Origin of the sequence: Tenacibaculum litopenaei (assembly GCF_964514025.1) — a bacterium.
GTDB classification, from domain to species: domain Bacteria; phylum Bacteroidota; class Bacteroidia; order Flavobacteriales; family Flavobacteriaceae; genus Polaribacter; species Polaribacter litopenaei.
The window spans coordinates 301,880-318,227 of record NZ_CAZEQT010000009.1; the positions used below are offsets into that span (position 1 = coordinate 301,880).

Here is a 16,348-nt window from a genome sequence, read left to right on the forward strand (position 1 = left end):
CAAATTTTAAAGAAAACAAATCAAAAAATATTTATAATGACAAAAGCAGATATCGTATCTAAAATTTCGGATAAAAGTGGAATTGAAAAAGCAGATGTTTTAGCGACTGTTGAAGCATTCATGGAAGAGGTTAAAGAGGCGTTAGAGAACGGTGACAATGTTTATTTAAGAGGATTCGGAAGTTTTATCATCAAAACTAGAGCTGAGAAAACAGGAAGAAATATCTCTAAAAATACTACTATTAAAATTCCTGCTCACAACATTCCAGCTTTTAAGCCATCTAAAGTATTTACTGAAGGTGTAAAAGCGAAAGTAGCAGTTAAATAATATCTGTAAATAAAGTATTAACCTGAAGCGCAAGCTTTATTAAAACATTTTAATTATGCCAAGTGGTAAGAAAAGAAAGAGAGCTAAGATCTCTACACACAAAAGAAAGAAAAGAGCAAGAGCAAATCGTCATAAGAAAAAGTAAGCAATAGCTTACTTTTTCCGTTTGCTTAAATAGCTTAAAAACGTTCATTGACATTAAGGTTTCAACACCTTAAACGGTATTAAAATACAATACCTGTTTACAATTTTTAATCCGTCTTGTATGCAAATACAAGGCATAAAAACAACTTCAGATGAAAACAGAATTAATAATTCGTTCCAATTCTTCTGATATTGATTTTGCCTTATTAAGAGATGGAAAACTTATAGAATTAAACAAAGAAACGAGCGACAACAAGTTTTCAGTAGGTGATATTTTCCTTGCAAAAATAGGAAAGGTAATGACTGGGCTGAACGCTGCGTTTGTCAATGTAGGTTACCCAAAAGACGGTTTTTTACACTATCACGATTTGGGACCTCAAGTTCAATCTTTGAACAAATTCATTAAAAAGGTAAGCACAGGTAAATTTAAAGAATTCACTTTAAAAAACTTTCGCTTTGAAGAGGACATCGACAAAGACGGAAGCATTAACGATGTACTAAAGTCAGGTCAAAATTTATTAGTACAAATTGTAAAAGAACCCATATCTACCAAGGGGCCTAGAATTAGTTCTGAGCTGTCTATTGCCGGTAGGTATTTAGTATTAGTTCCTTTTTCGAACCGCGTATCTGTATCGCAAAAAATAGCAGATAACAAGGAAAAAGAACGCTTAAAAAAATTAGCAAAAAGTATCAAACCTAAAGGGTTTGGACTTATTTTACGTACTGTTGCTGAAGGAAAAAAAGTAGCAGAACTTGACAAAGATTTACAAAATTCACTAGATCGTTGGAAAACCATGTGTAAGCGCATAGCAAACAACAATACTCCGACGAAAATTTTAAGTGAGTTAAATAGAGCATCTTCTATTTTAAGAGATGTGATGAACGATTCTTTTACAAGTATAGTCACCAACGATGAAGCACTGAAGGTAGAGATTAAGGAATACCTTCAAGAAATTTATCCTGAAAAAGAAAAAATAGTGAAACTACACAGATCACAGATGCCTATTTTTGAAAAGTACGGCATTGAAAGACAAATAAAAACATCGTTTGGTAAAACAGTTTCTATGAGCAAAGGTGCTTATTTGGTAATAGAGCACACCGAAGCTTTACACGTAATTGATGTAAACAGTGGAAACCGCTCTAACAAAGCCTTAAGCCAAGAAGAAACTGCCTTAGAAGTCAACCTAATTGCCGCTACCGAGATTGCTCGCCAGTTACAGTTGCGCGACATGGGAGGAATTATAGTCGTTGACTTTATTGATATGAAAAGTGCTGAAAACAGACAAAAGTTATTTCAACACTTAAAAGAAGCTATGTCTTTTGATCGTACAAAACACAAAATCTTACCTCCGAGTAAGTTTGGTTTAGTACAGATAACAAGACAACGTGTACGACCTGAATTACACATAAAAACAAGAGAACCAAATCCGAATAAAAATGGAGAAGTTGAAGCTCCTATCGTTTTATTGGATAAAATAGAAGCTGAATTAGAACGCTTGTTAAACAGCGATAAAAATTATACGAACATCACGTTAAATGTTCATCCTTTTATCGCCGGTTACCTTACCAACGGGTTCAATTCAATACGCTTTAAGTGGTTTCTAAAGCACAAAAAGTGGATTAAAATTTTACCTCGTGATGCCTACCAATACTTACAGTATAAGTTTTTCTATAAAAGACCTAAGAAGAAAAAAGGTAAGTAAGGCTTAATCTTATTACGAAAAAAAATCCCTACCATGCGTTATGGTAGGGATTTTTCGTTTGTATAGGGTACTGACTTATTGTAAGTCAAACCCAATATCTGTGCGATAATTCATCTTATCGAATGTTATCTTTTCTATGTTTTTATACGAGGTAGCTAAGGCTTCTCCCATGGTATCTGCCAATGTGGTAATTGCCATGACTCTTCCTCCACTGGTAAGTACCTTATCGCCGTCTAACTTGGTTCCGGCGTGGTAAACGATCGAACCTTCTGCCTGCTCAAAACCGCTGATTTGCTTCCCTTTTTCGTAAGCCTCTGGGTAACCTCCAGATACCAACATTACCGTCGTTGCGGTTTGGCTAGTAACCTCATACGACTTCGAATCTAAGGTTTGATTAGCCACTCCTTCAAAGAGCTCTAACAAATCCGATTGGATTCTCGGGAGTACTACTTCCGTTTCCGGATCTCCCATACGTACGTTATACTCAATCACAAAAGGATCACCAGCTACATTCATCAATCCGATAAAAATAAACCCTCTGTAATCAATACCATCTTTCTGTAAACCCTCTACAGTAGGTTTTACAACGCGTTCTTCTACTTTTGCTAGGAAAGCATCGTCTGCAAAAGGAACTGGCGAAATAGCCCCCATGCCTCCTGTATTCAACCCGGTATCTCCTTCTCCGATACGCTTGTAATCTTTAGCAGATGGCAATACCTTATAACTCTTCCCATCGGTCAATACAAATACCGATAATTCGATTCCTCTTAAAAACTCCTCAATAACAACAGTAGATGAGGCTGCCCCGAATTTCTCATTCGTCAACATGTCTTCCAATTCGGCCTGTGCTTCGGCTAAATCATCGATAATAAGTACTCCTTTTCCTGCTGCTAAACCATCTGCTTTCAACACAAATGGCGGTGTCAATGTGGTTAAAAAAGCTTTCCCTTCCTCTAGAGAATCTTTGGTAAACGACTGGTATTGCGCTGTTGGAATACCGTGTTTTTGCATGAACTGTTTTGAAAAGTCTTTACTTCCTTCCAACAAAGCTCCATCTTTTTTAGGCCCGATTACGGGGATGTTTTTTAGTTCTTCATCGGCTAAAAAATAATCGTGTACTCCGGCAACCAAAGGAGCTTCAGGTCCTACGACCACCATTTGAATCTCATTGGCTACTACTGCAGCTTTTACCGACTCAAAATCAGTAGGGTCAACAGCTAAATTTTCTGCAATAGCTGCAGTTCCTGCATTTCCTGGAGCTACGAATACCTTCGTTACTTTTGCACTCTCTGTAATCTTTTTGGTAAAGGCGTGTTCTCTACCTCCAGATCCTAAAATTAAAATATTCATTTGTTGTGTTGTTTTGTTCCTGCAAATATATTCCAAAGAAAAAAGAGAGACTTAAAAAAGCCTCTCTTTTTTTCAAACTAAAGAACCAACATTTATTCCTTAATCACCTTCTTCGTAACAATCTCCCCGGATGCTAATGCAATTTGTAGTAGGTACATACCTTTTGGTAACTCAGTGGTCAAAACGTCTTTTTCCCTGCCTGAGGCAACCGTTGTACCATATAATGTTCTTAGCTTCCACACGACGATTTCTTTTCTTGTTTGTATAGTTATTTTATTTGTAAACGGATTCGGATACACTTCGAACCTCGAGCTCATTTTATCCGATTCCACATTTATTTTACCGGCTACAGGCAACTCTTTTTCATTTGTTTCCTGAGCTGTTCTTGCTGAGCAACCTTGAATAAAGGCCTTAAATTTAGCTCCTGAAAGGGCTTTGAACCCCGGTATTAATCGAACTCTAGTTCCTGCACTAAAATACGCTTCTGCCCCGTTTTCAATAGTGTTTTGGGCATTGATAGCAACAATAGCTGATTGGTAATCTTTACGACCTGCAGATACTGTGTGCTTTAGCGTTACTTCATTTACACAACCCTTTACGTACGCTACCGTTAAAAAGCCGGCATCGTAATGATTTCCGCTCTTACTCGAAAAATTAATTCCGAAGTGATACGTAGTCGTGTAGGTTGCATTCGCAACATTGTTAACAGTAATACTAAAACTGTCAGAACCATAGCGAAATAGCCTTCCTGAAGTCTTACTAATACTCGCTTCTGCTGCACCTGACAAATACCAATTAAAATCGGTACTTGTTGGGTTAAACAGCGTAAAACTCACTGTTTTGTATTCGCCGTTGCGAACTGTTACATATTTACTTTTGGGAGAAATATACTGGGCAAAGAGAAATTTCCCAGTCAGTAACAGCACGCACAGCAATACATGTTTTTTCTTCATCATAACTTTCTAGTTTACTTTTCAAGCAATTAAGCAACGATTTATTTCTTTTCAGCTAATTTTTTTTCCAATGCTTTGATGCGCTTTTCTTGTTCAATGGTATACAGCGTTAACTCTTCAATTTTTTGAAGTAATAAATTGGTCATTTCTTTCAATTGCAAGCCTTCTTTTTGGATGGTTGCCGCCGATGGAACAGATGGTAAGTGGTGGTTCTTTTTGGTAAAAGCCTCAACCTCCTCCAAGCTAGGCATCTTGTAGTCTTCTTTTAACTCCGATGTTCCTTCGTAATACTTTTCGAATACATAATCTGCCGGTACTGATAAATCTACAATCACTTCCTCACTGTGAATCTTTCCTTTTACAGTCAATAATTGATCAGGATTCTGTGTCCCAATACCGATATATCCAGTATTCTTAAAAGTCATTAATTTAATATCTCCCGGATTAGGTCCTTGCGATAACTCTAAGCTATTATTGAGTCCATGCCCAAAATGAAACCAAGAATCGGAATTGTTAGGAATGAACGAAATAGACGATGCATTATTTTTGTTGAGTACCAACTTCATGTTTGTAACTGTTTGAGCCGCGAATGATCCAGAAGGGTTATCATCTCCCATACCAATCGCCAATTTAGATGGTACTTTCAGTACTCCGTCAGAAGTATACTCCAACTCACTTGACCACGACCAATTTCCATTTACTTTTGGCGCAATGTGTAGCTTATGCGGTAAACTTCCTCCATCTGGCGTATGTAAAATCCAAGAATTCGATCCTCCACTTATTAAATCCTGTCCTTGACTGGCTAAGCCGGTAAACAATACGGCAGCCGTTAAAATAACTTTTTTCATATATACTTAATTTTTTACTATCTTCTTGGTGATTATCCCTGTTGGAGTACTAAATACAATTCTATAAATCCCAATTGGCAATTGACTTACCGATATTGAATTTGAATTCAATTTTCCTTCTTGTAAGGTAACTCCTTGAAGGTTGATGATTTTATATGAATTCAGTTGTTCTTTACTATCTATATTTAGCGTTTCTCGCACCGGATTAGGATACAATCTCGTCTTTTTACCAGCATCTCCATTTGGCAAACTTTCCTCCTCATTTTTTGTCCCGCCTACCGTGGTCTTACTACCCGGCATCATTTGCCGCGATAAATAAGGAATAATTCTAATTTGATGTCCATTCTTAGGTATAAAACGTATGGAATGTCCGTTCTTCAAATTAACATAAATCTCGCCCTCTACAATTGTATGCTTGCCATTGGTGGTGATTTCCAAATCCACATCACACTCAGAAAAGTTGATGGAACTCACTTCTCCACTTACGACCACAGGTCCTACCTGCGGGCAATTCCCTGAATTTTGTCCTCTTAAGTCCTGAAACGACAATAGAAGTGTTAATAATAATAATAAAATAGCCCCCTTTGTTCTCATGTTACAAATATCTAGTTATAGTTCATTCAAAAAAATACCGGAATTATGGTATTTTTACCTCTCGACCCAAATATAGGATTAGAATGAATACGGCTTTTAAATTATTCTTTGTTTTTACAGTAATCACGAGTGCTTGCTTTGCACAAAGCACAGAAAAAACCATCGACTCGCTACATACAGAATACGAGAAATGGAAACATAATAATTATAAAAAATCTAGTCAGATTGTCCAACAAAGCTATAAACTCAGTATTCTCAGTAAAAATGACTCCTTAATTTTTCTTAGTTTGTATAATAAACTAGACAATCTCTTTAAAAAAAAGCAAATAAAAAAAGTCAACAAGAGTTTGGATAGCTTACGCCTACTGGCAGAGAAAACGAAAATACCCAAGCATTTAGCTTCATATTTAGAACTAAATGCAAATGTCAAGCGACGTTTAAGTTTATATGATGATGCCTTATCATCTTCCTTAAAAGCTGAAAAAATAGCAAAGAGTTATAACTTATCATTCCTTGAGCACAAGATAATGCTTAACAGATCTTTTATACACAGAGTTACTAAAGGTAAAAAATATACCATTCAGTATCTTTCAAATTTACTAGGTAATCCTAAATACACAGATACTTATTTAAAGGCATGCACCTATAATATACTTGGTGGATTACACAATAAAAACTACAAAGAACATGAGAAGAACAAACTAAAAGCGCTTGAACTTGTCAAAAAGTTAAACGTTCTGGACTTAAAACTATCGATCTACTCAAGTTATGGTGATTTTTTGCTCAAAACAAAAAGGTTTAATGAAGGCTTTAAATTCTTGAAATCAGCTAAAAAAATTGCTCATGAATTGAATTACGAAACAAAACTGTTTTATATCTATGCGAGCATAGCAGATTATCACTACGACCTAAAAAATTACCCCAAATGTATTGAAAACTATACTATTGCCTTTAATAAATATGGAGAATATGTCCCTGATGACACTAAGGCTTATAGCTATTGGGTATTGGCCGATGCTTACTATTTTAATAGGCAATTTGAAAAAAGTTATATCTATCAAGAAAAGGTGATCTATTTAAGAGATAGTATTTTTAATAGAGAACGAAGTGAAATTACTCAGCGTTTAACGACAGAGTATGAAGTAGAACGCAAAAACAGCAAAATAGCACTGCTTCAAAAGGAAAAAGACTTAGAACGTCAACGAAGAAATACCGCCATTATCGGTGGAAGTTTGCTTTTAATACCCCTGCTCTTATTGGTTTTCTTTTACCGTTACCGCATGCGCATACAAAAAACTATTAAAGAACAGGCCGATCAACTGCACGAACAAGAAATTGCACAACTTCAACAAGAACAGAAAATAAAACGTATTGAAGGATATATAGAAGGTGAAGAAAAGGAAAAAAACAGAATCGCCTTGGAACTGCACGATGGCATTGGCGGACAGCTTGCAGGTATTCAGCATTTGGCCAACCATCTCAGCTCCGATAAAAATGCCGAACAACTCAGCAAGGACCTACAACAGGTTGCTAGAAATGTACGTTTACTCTCACACAGCTTGAGTTACAACTACAGTAAACATCAGTCATTTCCCGATCTGTTGCAGTTATTAAAAGAGCAATACAGCAATCATTTCACTCTTGAAGCTAGTATTTACCCTCAAAACAGACTTTCGGAGCTCAACGATAGGCAAAAGCACTTCTTATACCGTTGTACTCAGGAGCTCGTTACCAATATTTACAAACACGCAAAAGCTACAGAGGTCAGTCTTTCTATTTCCATCGATCACCAAATAACACTGGTGGTAGAAGATGACGGAATTGGATTTAACACCGAAGCCCACAACAAGGGAATAGGCCTATTAAATATTCAAGAACGCGTAGCTAATTTAGAGGGAACCCTACATATAGATTCGCACCCTCAAAGAGGAACAACAGTCATTATTGAAATTCCGAATTAACCATGAATAACATCTCTGTACTACTTATCGACGACCATCAATTATTTTTAGACGGACTCAGTACCTCCTTGAGCAAGCTTGACTTTATCGAAGTAAAAAATACATTTAGTAATGGTAATTCAGCGCTCAAATACCTTCAAAAGCATCCCGTTGATTTAGTTATTACCGATATTTCCATGCCAGACATGAACGGCATTGAGCTGATAAAAAAACTTAAAAAGTTACAGCCCACTGCAAAAACATTGGTGATTAGCATGTTTAAACCCCTACATGATGAAACCGGATTTTACGACGGCTACTTGTTAAAAGATGCCAGTCTAGACGAGGTGACAAAGGCTATTAAAACTATTGTCTGGGATGAAAAGAGCTACTTTTTTGATCAGGACTTTAAAGCTGCACAGTTTGAATTTAAAAACAACATCGTTACCAAACGAGAAAAAGATATCATCCGACTGATAACCGAAGAGAAAACTGTCGATGAAATTGCTGCACTCTTATTTTTGAGCAAACACACCGTGGAAACTCATAAAAAAAACATTTACAATAAACTTCAAATTAAAACCAGTGCTGGCTTGGTTAAATTGGCTATAAAATTAGGGATAGTCACCTAAGTCCACTTTTTAAAATACTTTACTGCAGAACTTAAATGGTAGATAAACAATAGCGGACTTTTTGACGAGCCTTGTTTTAAATTATGAACAACAATTTCAGAAGGCTCATATCGCTTTTTCTTACCGAGCTCATCAATTTTTTTACAGATATCTACATCTTCCATATACAGAAAGTAACGTTCATCAAAACCTTCTATAGCCATAAAATCAACTGTTTTATACAACTGAAAACACCCTGTAATATACTCGGGATAAAAACTTTTTGACAGGTTTAAATCTCTGTATTCTCCTTTTTCTATCTGCTTTCTAAACAGGCTTTTTAGAGGTCCTAGTCGTCTGATCAACAATTCAAAAAAACTCGGATACTTCCTGCAAGAATACTGATGCCTTCCATCTGGAAACAACACCTTTGGAGCAATCATTGCGAGTTCTTTATCTTCTGAAAAACGCTCAATTAAGTTCGGAATTACAGTTGCTTCAAAGGCGACATCTGGGTTCAATATCAAATGATACTCAGATGTTTCAGCAATCAATTCTTTTACCTGATTGTGTGCTTTACCAAAACCAACATTTTCACTATTCGCGATATATACGACATCTTTACTCCCTGCAAATTGATCTTCGAACTCCGAGTTAGGAGTATTATCAATCAAGTACAATTTTTTTGACAGTGGTACCTCGAGAAAACTGTGTATAGTATCTCTTAACTCTTCAAGGTCTTCCTTGTAAAGTACTATAGCGGCCGATATGCTTACTTTATTATTCAAATCTTTAATACGCCTTTTCTTCACCTTTAAAAACATTCAACATCGTCTGTACGATGATCTTTACATCAAGGGCCAACGACCAATTTTCGATGTAAAAAATATCCAAACGTACCCGGTTGTCAATGTCTATTTTTTTAGTTATTTCACCGCGGTAACCACTTACTTGAGCGAGTCCTGTTACTCCTGGCTTTACTGATTTCCTTTTCATATAATTTCGAACCTCTTTGGTAAAGAGATCCGATTGTTTGTTCATATGAGGTCGTGGACCTACGACACTCATCGAACCTATAAGCACATTAAAGAACTGCGGAAATTCATCCAAACTCGTACTTCTTAAAAATGCACCAATCTTTGTAATTCTCTCATCTCCCTTGCGGGCGTGTTCCTTGTCAGAAACGTCATTGAGATACATAGATCTAAACTTATAACACACAAATTCCCCTCCGTGTAATCCTTCTCGTTTTTGTTTAAATATTGCCGGTCCTCTGGACTCCAACTTGATTAACACAAACAACAAAGGGTACAACCACGATAGCACAAATACGCATACCAACAAAGAAAATACGATATCAAATACACGTTTAATCAATCGATTTTCAACCAACTCAAACGGCAATTCTTTTACTCGTAATACCAATGTAGAATTACTGTAGTATTCCGTTACCGTATTTTTATTATAGAGCTCATTCGTATTCGGTATCAACTTTACAATCCGGTTATTTTCATTGGCGAACTTCGTGACTTTTTTAATTTCTTTTTCGGTAAGCTCAGTAACGGAACAATAAATTTCGTCTATTTCATGCTCGAGAACATATGCAAAACTTTCTTCTAAAACCCCCATATAATCCTCCGAACGCTTTGTTTGCTTACTAAAGAAACCACAATATTGATATCCCAACTCTTTTTCTTTACGTATTAATCGCACAAATTTTCTGGAAGAACTATCACTACCTAAAACAATAATTTTTCGGTAGTTATTTCCATAGGTTCGGTATTTTTTTAGCAGAAAAACACCTACTACTTTCACAGCAGTCAGTCCTGTAAAAAAGTAACTCAGAAACAGGGCTTGATTTCCTACGAGTACTCCTTCACGAAAAACTGAAAAATACGTATAGTACCCTAAAACAACAAGTATTATTTGATTGATCAAGAGCCCTAAAACACGGTAATAAGACGTATATCGGAATACGCGATAATACCCGGTAAACAGTGTGGAAAACACCCAAAAAACCAGCATATACCCCAAAAACTTGTATGAAGTATGTTCCAGGTCGTTCAAAAAATAAACAACCCCGACAAGTACTGATAAATCTAGCAGCAAAAATAGACTGTTTATGTATTTAGAATATCTTTTTTCCAAGGGTAAAATTCATTAATTTTTTCAGTTACGAACGCGTTCAATTCCTTTTCAAAACGATCTCTACTAAAGCGAAGTGCGTTCTTACGTATCAATTCTGGAGAGAATTTCATCGACTCAAAAGCAGCAATGGCTGTTTCAATAGCCTCAGGGGTTTGTCGATCAAAAAACACGCCTGTTTCACCGTCAATTACAGTTTCTAGTAGGCCTCCTTTTTGAAAGGCGATTACAGGAGTACCGCAGCTCTGAGCTTCTACTGGCAGAATTCCAAAATCCTCATCGGCGGCAAACACCAGAGCTTTTGCTTTTTGCAAATACACAATCATAGCCTTTTGATCGGCTTTACCTACAAACTGAACATTTTTCTTTGCCAACTTCTTTAACTTCTTCATCTCCGGCCCATCACCAACGACGATCAATTTTTTGTTTGGCAAGTTACTAAAGGCCTCAACAATAACATCAATACGCTTGTACGCAACCAAACGAGAAGCCGCTATATAATACTCTTCTTTGTCATTTTCTAAGGTAAATACATCAGTGTTTACAGGCGGATAAATAACAGTAGCCTCACGGTTGTAAATTTTCTTTATTCTCTGAGCAATATACTTTGAATTTGCGATAAAATAATCCACTCGAGGTGTACTAATAACATCCCATTGACGAATGTAATGCAGCACTTTTTGAGCATACCATCCTTTTATACCACGCTCTAAACCTTTACTTTTCAAATACTCGAAATACAAATTCCACGCATAACGCATGGGCGAGTGACAATAGCAAATATGCAATTGATTTTGATGGGTAAGCACCCCTTTTGCTACCGACGACGACGACGAAATGACCACGTCATATTGCGAGACATCTAAACTTTCAATAGCTCTTGGAAACCACTGCAAAAATTTACGGTGATTGGATTTTGCCGTTGGAAATTTTTGAATGAACGAAGTTGTACAGTGCTTTCCTTTTAAAACCGCTTTGCGGTCCTCATCATTCAGAAAATCAATTAGTGAATAAAAATCAAAATCATCCCAAACATTGGTAATTGATTGTACCACATTTTCTGCACCTGCATGGGTATAAAACCAATCGTGTACTAATGCTTTTTTCATGGGGTTAGTTTTGTTTAGTATCATTAATAAAAAAGAGCGTATTAAAAAATGTAAAAAATACGACTCCTATTTGTCTAGCAAACAGATTTTCAGTGAGTAGGCCCAGAGCAATACTCAGTAACAATATAACATACAATGAGTTCGTAACCCTACCAAATCCCCAGAAAACACTGATTACCAATAAAAGACAACCAAATATTCCAAAAGACATCAACCAGTCTAGATACTGGTTATGGGAATTGTATCTTACATTCTTAAAATCATTTACTCCTGTAAAGGTAAAAGTATTATAGCAAGCTTGCATATTTTTTGACACATTTTGTTTTCCTACACCCAACCAGAAATGTTCTTTAACAATACCAAGCGCACAATGATAAATTCCGTACCTGAAGTTGACGGTATGCTCTTCGTCTTTGATGCGCTCACTCGGTAATTCCATTTTAGTATTGATTACTTCAAGGACTCGGGCTTTAATAGGGGTAAAAACGAGCAGTCCTAGTACCACCATGGTCAGTAGGCCAACCCCTGCAATCTTACTTTTTCTCGATTTTAATTGGGTAGCTATTCCATACAGCGTTCCTACGACAAAAATCCCCAAGGCCATTCGAGCGGAAAAGGTCACAATAGACGCCAATAACAAGGCATTAACTGCTAAGAGTACAGCTTTGGTATACAGCGCTAGCTTCAACTCTTTGATACTCCAAAAACCAATGAATATCGCAAAGACAAACAACAAGCCTAAATAAGGTAAATGTATGCCTGTCACTTCTGAAAACAAATTTCTAAACACCGGCTTATAGAACGTATTCTGCGCTTGTAGTTCAAGAAAGCCCTCTTGTAAAATTCGCATCCAACAGCGCAGTGCCAATATCGTATTGGCCGCGTAAAACACGGCTAAACTCCGATGTAATGTTTTGTTAGAAATCTCATCCCTGGTCAATACGATAAAAAGAGGGAACACTAAAAACGGAGCTCCTGTTTCCAAAAATTTCAAGAGTGAATCATCAAAACCACTCCAAACATAATTGGCGATCAAAAACAAGTAATATCCGCTTAACATCACTAAGTCTCTCAGCGATTTTCGATTTATATTCCGATAGCTTTTGTTTTTGAAAACGACCGCTATTGCCAGTAATGCCCAGATAATAATTGCCTTTGTCGCCAGTTTTAATCCCAGCACCGGAAACATCGCAATGCCTAAAAAGCTGTAATTATAAACCTTCTGTAACTGCATCTAATTCTCTTTTAAGTACTTCCTTGTAATGGTGCGTTTTCAAATAATTTTGAGCCGCCTGCACTTTCTCTTTCGCAAGAGTCTTGCCTTCAAAAACCTCAACAATACGCTCATAAAATTCCATTGGTTTATCGGCGTGGTAATAATGCCGTTGCCTATCCAAACCAATTCCTGCTACACCTACTGACGACGACACCAAAGGGAGACCTCTAACCAAGGCGTCAATCGATTTTATCTTGACCCCCGCACCGTGTTGCATCGGATTGATAAATACGGTGGCTTCCTGATATATATTACTCAAATCTCGTACATTGATATGCAGTTCGCATTGCGAATAACTTTCGTACTGCGTTCGTAAATCAAACTCGTCTCTATCTCCGGAACTTCCTGCTATTACCAACTGGTAATCATCGTATTTCTCTCGTAACAACGGATGTACTTTTTCCAAGTACCAACGGAGTGCTTCACTATTGTTGTCCATAAATAGAGATCCTACGAACAATACTTTCTTTCCATGGAGAGAGGGAGCACCCAATTCTGTCAATTTAAAAGGAGGCGGCATCCACAGTTTTTCGATTGTTTTCACCTTACGGCTGTCTTGAGCCAACTCTTCCTGTGATATATACCACAAACTCGACACTTTTTTAAACAATCTTTCCGAATACAATCCGAATTTAAAGGCCTCGATACGGTAGTAGATTTTCTTCAAAATGCTACGAGTACTTTTAGCCAAATTCTTAAAATACACTGCCTCATTATTGTGTACTCTAAGGATACTTTTTTGATAATTCACCGACTCATTTTCCAAAAACATCCCCACGTAATCTCCTTCGAGAAGCACGGCGTCATACGTTCGTTCGAGAGGTACTGTTTTTAATGCTCTCCTAGAAACTACCTGCAAGGGTTGTTTCAAAAACAATCCCCAAACACTATTCGATCTCGGTACTTCAATAAGCGTATTAACACATGCTAAAGCAGCCTGTTTATCGGCATCTAAGGGAGACTCCTTGGCAGTATACACCAAATCTATTTGGAACCCCAACTCTTTTAGTCCCTCGATGCGTTTCCATACATCAACCATACCACCGTGCAAGGGTGGGTAAGGGAAAAATCCAGTTACAACAACTATTTTAGCTGGTTTCATGGGCGTGGTTGTTTTCAAAATAATCTAAAAAAGCTAAAAAGAACCAGACCTCGTATTTGATGTGAAATGTCAAATAAAAAATACTGGCCAAAATGATATATACTAGCACGATACGCAACGGATAAATATTTTTAATTTTACTTATACGTCTTAATCGCCTGATAAAAAACAAATAAAAAAACAGTAAAAACCCTAGGCCTCCAAACAGTAAATGATCGAAGAAATAGGTTTTTGACGATAAAAATTGTGGCGATTCTAAGTACATTTTTACCTCGTTCAAATTGTATTGTTGCATAAACTCCGTTTGCACAATACGCTCAATAGATTGGGTATAAATTTCCGTGTAAGGAGCAAATCCGATACCAAAAGGATGGTTAAAAAATGTTTGTAACGATGCCAAGTACCCCGTAAACCTAGTTCCGAAAGTGATACTCGTATTCAGCTGTATCAAAATCTCATCGCGCAAAGCGCCAAACACAATTCCGAAAGTTATCACCAACGGAATTAGCGCCGCAAAAAGCACGTAGCGCAAGCGTTTGTTTTTATACATATAGGCCAACAACATCGGCAAGAGTGATATCAGTACCAAAAACAAATATCCCTTTGACTCACTGTGCAGGGTATAATAGAAAAAGAAAAATGCTGATATCACATATACGCACAACTTTTCGGTGGTGGTACGCTTTAAATACTCCGTAAAAAACACGGGTAAAAAAGTGAGAATTACTACTACAGAACCCGACCAACTCGATTCAAATGTCAAGAGTCGAATTCTCCAATACTTCTCTGGGTTGGAATGTAAAAAAGGTAAAAATACCTCTCTGGTTTTATACACCTGTGCCTCAAATAAGAGGAAAACCAGCATGGTTATTTGTATCGCAAAAACTACCTGGTACAAACGCAGTAGATTTTGAGTCCTTTTTAGAAAAACATAGACAAACTGGTAAAACAATAGCGAACAGATAGGATAGGCCAACATTTTAATATTCTTGACTACCAAGTGCTGATCAAAAACGTAAAAACTCTGGTTTTTAATCACCAAATACAGCGTGTATATCACCGACATCACCAAGGCATATCCGAGGTACAGCAAATACACTTGTACGTATTCAGATACGGGCATTTTTCTTGCATTGAGTATGTACAACAAGAAAAAAGGCATCAGAAAAACGATGGGGCTTTTTGCCAGTTCACCAAAAGAGTTTACCAGAGGAAAATCTTGATAAACGGCAAATAGCAAAATAAAAAAAAGGAGTATCGTGGCTAGTTTCATAAGCTTTTACAGCGTATCCAATAGTGTTTTCACCTTATAAAATGGGCGGATCAAGTTAATTTTGGTGTATTTAAACAGCCACATTAACAACTCTTTTAAGGATGATTTATCAAAAGTAGGTCCTGTTAAGTCCGCAGCTTTCAAACTCGCCTCTGCGCGATCACCTATTTTTAAGAACTTCAATAATTCTTCCTTAGCTACCCAATCGGTAATACCGGCCAGTTTGGAAGTATCCAATTTTAACGCTACTGCATTTTCTTGAATATCAGCAATAGCAGCCAACAAGTCTTTCTTGTGTTTTCTGATATCACCACCTCCGATATTTTCGTCGTGAAGTACCCACATACTCAAACTTTCATTGATGTATCCTATGGTATAATTGGAAGCTACAATTTTAAATGACATGTTAAAATCGCAGCACATATTGTTCGTTATAAAACCTCCCATAGCTTCAATAACCCCCTTTTTAACAAACCAGGTTTGCGGAGGGCAAGGATGGCTGGCTTTGTAAAAATACTCCTCCAATAGCCAGGAGTTTGGTACGATGCCTGTTGCTTGTCCTTTGAGTTTAAAAATATCTTTTCGAATGGATTTACCAGTATCGATATGAACAGCTCCAAATCCGAAATCACAATCAGGGTGTTCCGTTACAAAATCCGCTACTTTTTGTAGTGTCCCCGGTAACAAAAAATCATCAGAATGCAATAAATAGATGTAATCAGCATCGGCCTCTGCAAAAACTTTCGTCCAATTCGGTGCCATGCCTACATTACTTTCGTTGTAAACAACACGAACCTGCTCGTTTGAAGCATAGCCTTCCAACACCTCAGGAGTTCCGTCAGTAGAAGCATTATCTACTACTAATACCGAAAAGGTAAAGGCCGAATTCACCTGCTGTGTAAGTACAGAGTCAATACAAGCTGCAATTCGAGACTTGCGATTATATACGGGAATACCAACTGTAATCTTCATA

15 protein-coding genes are annotated in these 16,348 nt (G+C 37.1%); 4 read left to right on the forward strand and 11 right to left on the reverse strand.

Translation table 11 applies throughout. The features are described 5' to 3' along the window. The first annotated feature begins 36 nt into the window (after window positions 1-36). Entirely contained in the window at window positions 37-327 is a 291-nt protein-coding gene (locus ACKTS5_RS19615) for an HU family DNA-binding protein (RefSeq protein ID WP_408045586.1), read from the forward strand. Between the two features lie 296 nt (window positions 328-623). Beyond that, window positions 624-2,174 carry an Rne/Rng family ribonuclease gene (locus tag ACKTS5_RS19620; RefSeq protein WP_408045587.1) on the forward strand — a complete coding sequence of 517 codons (1,551 nt, stop codon included), beginning with the start codon at window positions 624-626 and terminating at the stop codon, window positions 2,172-2,174. A gap of 75 nt (window positions 2,175-2,249) precedes the next feature. Here ACKTS5_RS19620 and purD read toward each other — a convergent pair whose 3' ends face one another. The 4 genes from purD to ACKTS5_RS19640 all read right to left on the reverse strand — a co-directional run bounded on the left by purD (window position 2,250) and on the right by ACKTS5_RS19640 (window position 5,919). After that, window positions 2,250-3,524: a phosphoribosylamine--glycine ligase gene (gene purD / locus ACKTS5_RS19625; RefSeq protein WP_408045588.1), complete on the reverse strand. Its 1,275-nt coding sequence runs from the start codon at window positions 3,522-3,524 to the stop codon at window positions 2,250-2,252. 92 nt (window positions 3,525-3,616) lie between these two features. Next, window positions 3,617-4,480, reverse strand: coding sequence for a T9SS type A sorting domain-containing protein (locus tag ACKTS5_RS19630; protein WP_408045589.1), 864 nt, complete (start codon window positions 4,478-4,480; stop codon window positions 3,617-3,619). A gap of 38 nt (window positions 4,481-4,518) precedes the next feature. Then, window positions 4,519-5,325: a hypothetical protein gene (locus ACKTS5_RS19635; protein WP_408045590.1), complete on the reverse strand. Its 807-nt coding sequence runs from the start codon at window positions 5,323-5,325 to the stop codon at window positions 4,519-4,521. Between the two features lie 6 nt (window positions 5,326-5,331). Beyond that, window positions 5,332-5,919, reverse strand: coding sequence for a T9SS type A sorting domain-containing protein (locus ACKTS5_RS19640; RefSeq protein WP_408045591.1), 588 nt, complete (start codon window positions 5,917-5,919; stop codon window positions 5,332-5,334). A gap of 83 nt (window positions 5,920-6,002) precedes the next feature. On the opposite strand from ACKTS5_RS19640, the gene ACKTS5_RS19645 reads away from it, so the two are divergent. Together ACKTS5_RS19645 and ACKTS5_RS19650 are read left to right on the forward strand one after the other, a co-directional pair. Beyond that, window positions 6,003-7,880 (forward strand): sensor histidine kinase, encoded by a 1,878-nt coding sequence (locus ACKTS5_RS19645; RefSeq protein ID WP_408045592.1) that lies wholly within the window; start codon window positions 6,003-6,005, stop codon window positions 7,878-7,880. 2 nt (window positions 7,881-7,882) lie between these two features. Continuing rightward, window positions 7,883-8,491, forward strand: a complete 609-nt coding sequence (locus ACKTS5_RS19650) for a response regulator transcription factor (RefSeq protein ID WP_408045593.1) — start codon at window positions 7,883-7,885, stop codon at window positions 8,489-8,491. Here the strand turns inward: ACKTS5_RS19650 and ACKTS5_RS19655 are convergent. From ACKTS5_RS19655 to ACKTS5_RS19685, 7 genes are read right to left on the reverse strand one after another with little or no spacing between them, the layout of a single operon-like run. Beyond that, window positions 8,488-9,258, reverse strand: coding sequence for a glycosyltransferase (locus tag ACKTS5_RS19655; protein WP_408045594.1), 771 nt, complete (start codon window positions 9,256-9,258; stop codon window positions 8,488-8,490). The genes ACKTS5_RS19650 and ACKTS5_RS19655 overlap by 4 nt on opposite strands. Window positions 9,259-9,262: 4 nt before the next feature. After that, window positions 9,263-10,579, reverse strand: coding sequence for an exopolysaccharide biosynthesis polyprenyl glycosylphosphotransferase (locus tag ACKTS5_RS19660; protein ID WP_408045595.1), 1,317 nt, complete (start codon window positions 10,577-10,579; stop codon window positions 9,263-9,265). A gap of 11 nt (window positions 10,580-10,590) precedes the next feature. Then, window positions 10,591-11,724, reverse strand: coding sequence for a glycosyltransferase (locus tag ACKTS5_RS19665; RefSeq protein WP_408045596.1), 1,134 nt, complete (start codon window positions 11,722-11,724; stop codon window positions 10,591-10,593). Window positions 11,725-11,728: 4 nt separating this feature from the next. Further along, entirely contained in the window at window positions 11,729-12,958 is a 1,230-nt protein-coding gene (locus ACKTS5_RS19670; protein WP_408045597.1) for an O-antigen ligase family protein, read from the reverse strand. Beyond that, window positions 12,936-14,102 (reverse strand): glycosyltransferase, encoded by a 1,167-nt coding sequence (locus ACKTS5_RS19675; protein WP_408045598.1) that lies wholly within the window; start codon window positions 14,100-14,102, stop codon window positions 12,936-12,938. The genes ACKTS5_RS19670 and ACKTS5_RS19675 overlap by 23 nt, the downstream gene beginning before the upstream one ends. After that, window positions 14,089-15,375: a hypothetical protein gene (locus ACKTS5_RS19680; RefSeq protein WP_408045599.1), complete on the reverse strand. Its 1,287-nt coding sequence runs from the start codon at window positions 15,373-15,375 to the stop codon at window positions 14,089-14,091. The genes ACKTS5_RS19675 and ACKTS5_RS19680 overlap by 14 nt, the downstream gene beginning before the upstream one ends. Window positions 15,376-15,381: 6 nt before the next feature. After that, window positions 15,382-16,347, reverse strand: coding sequence for a glycosyltransferase family 2 protein (locus ACKTS5_RS19685; protein WP_408045600.1), 966 nt, complete (start codon window positions 16,345-16,347; stop codon window positions 15,382-15,384). Window position 16,348 lies beyond the last annotated feature (1 nt).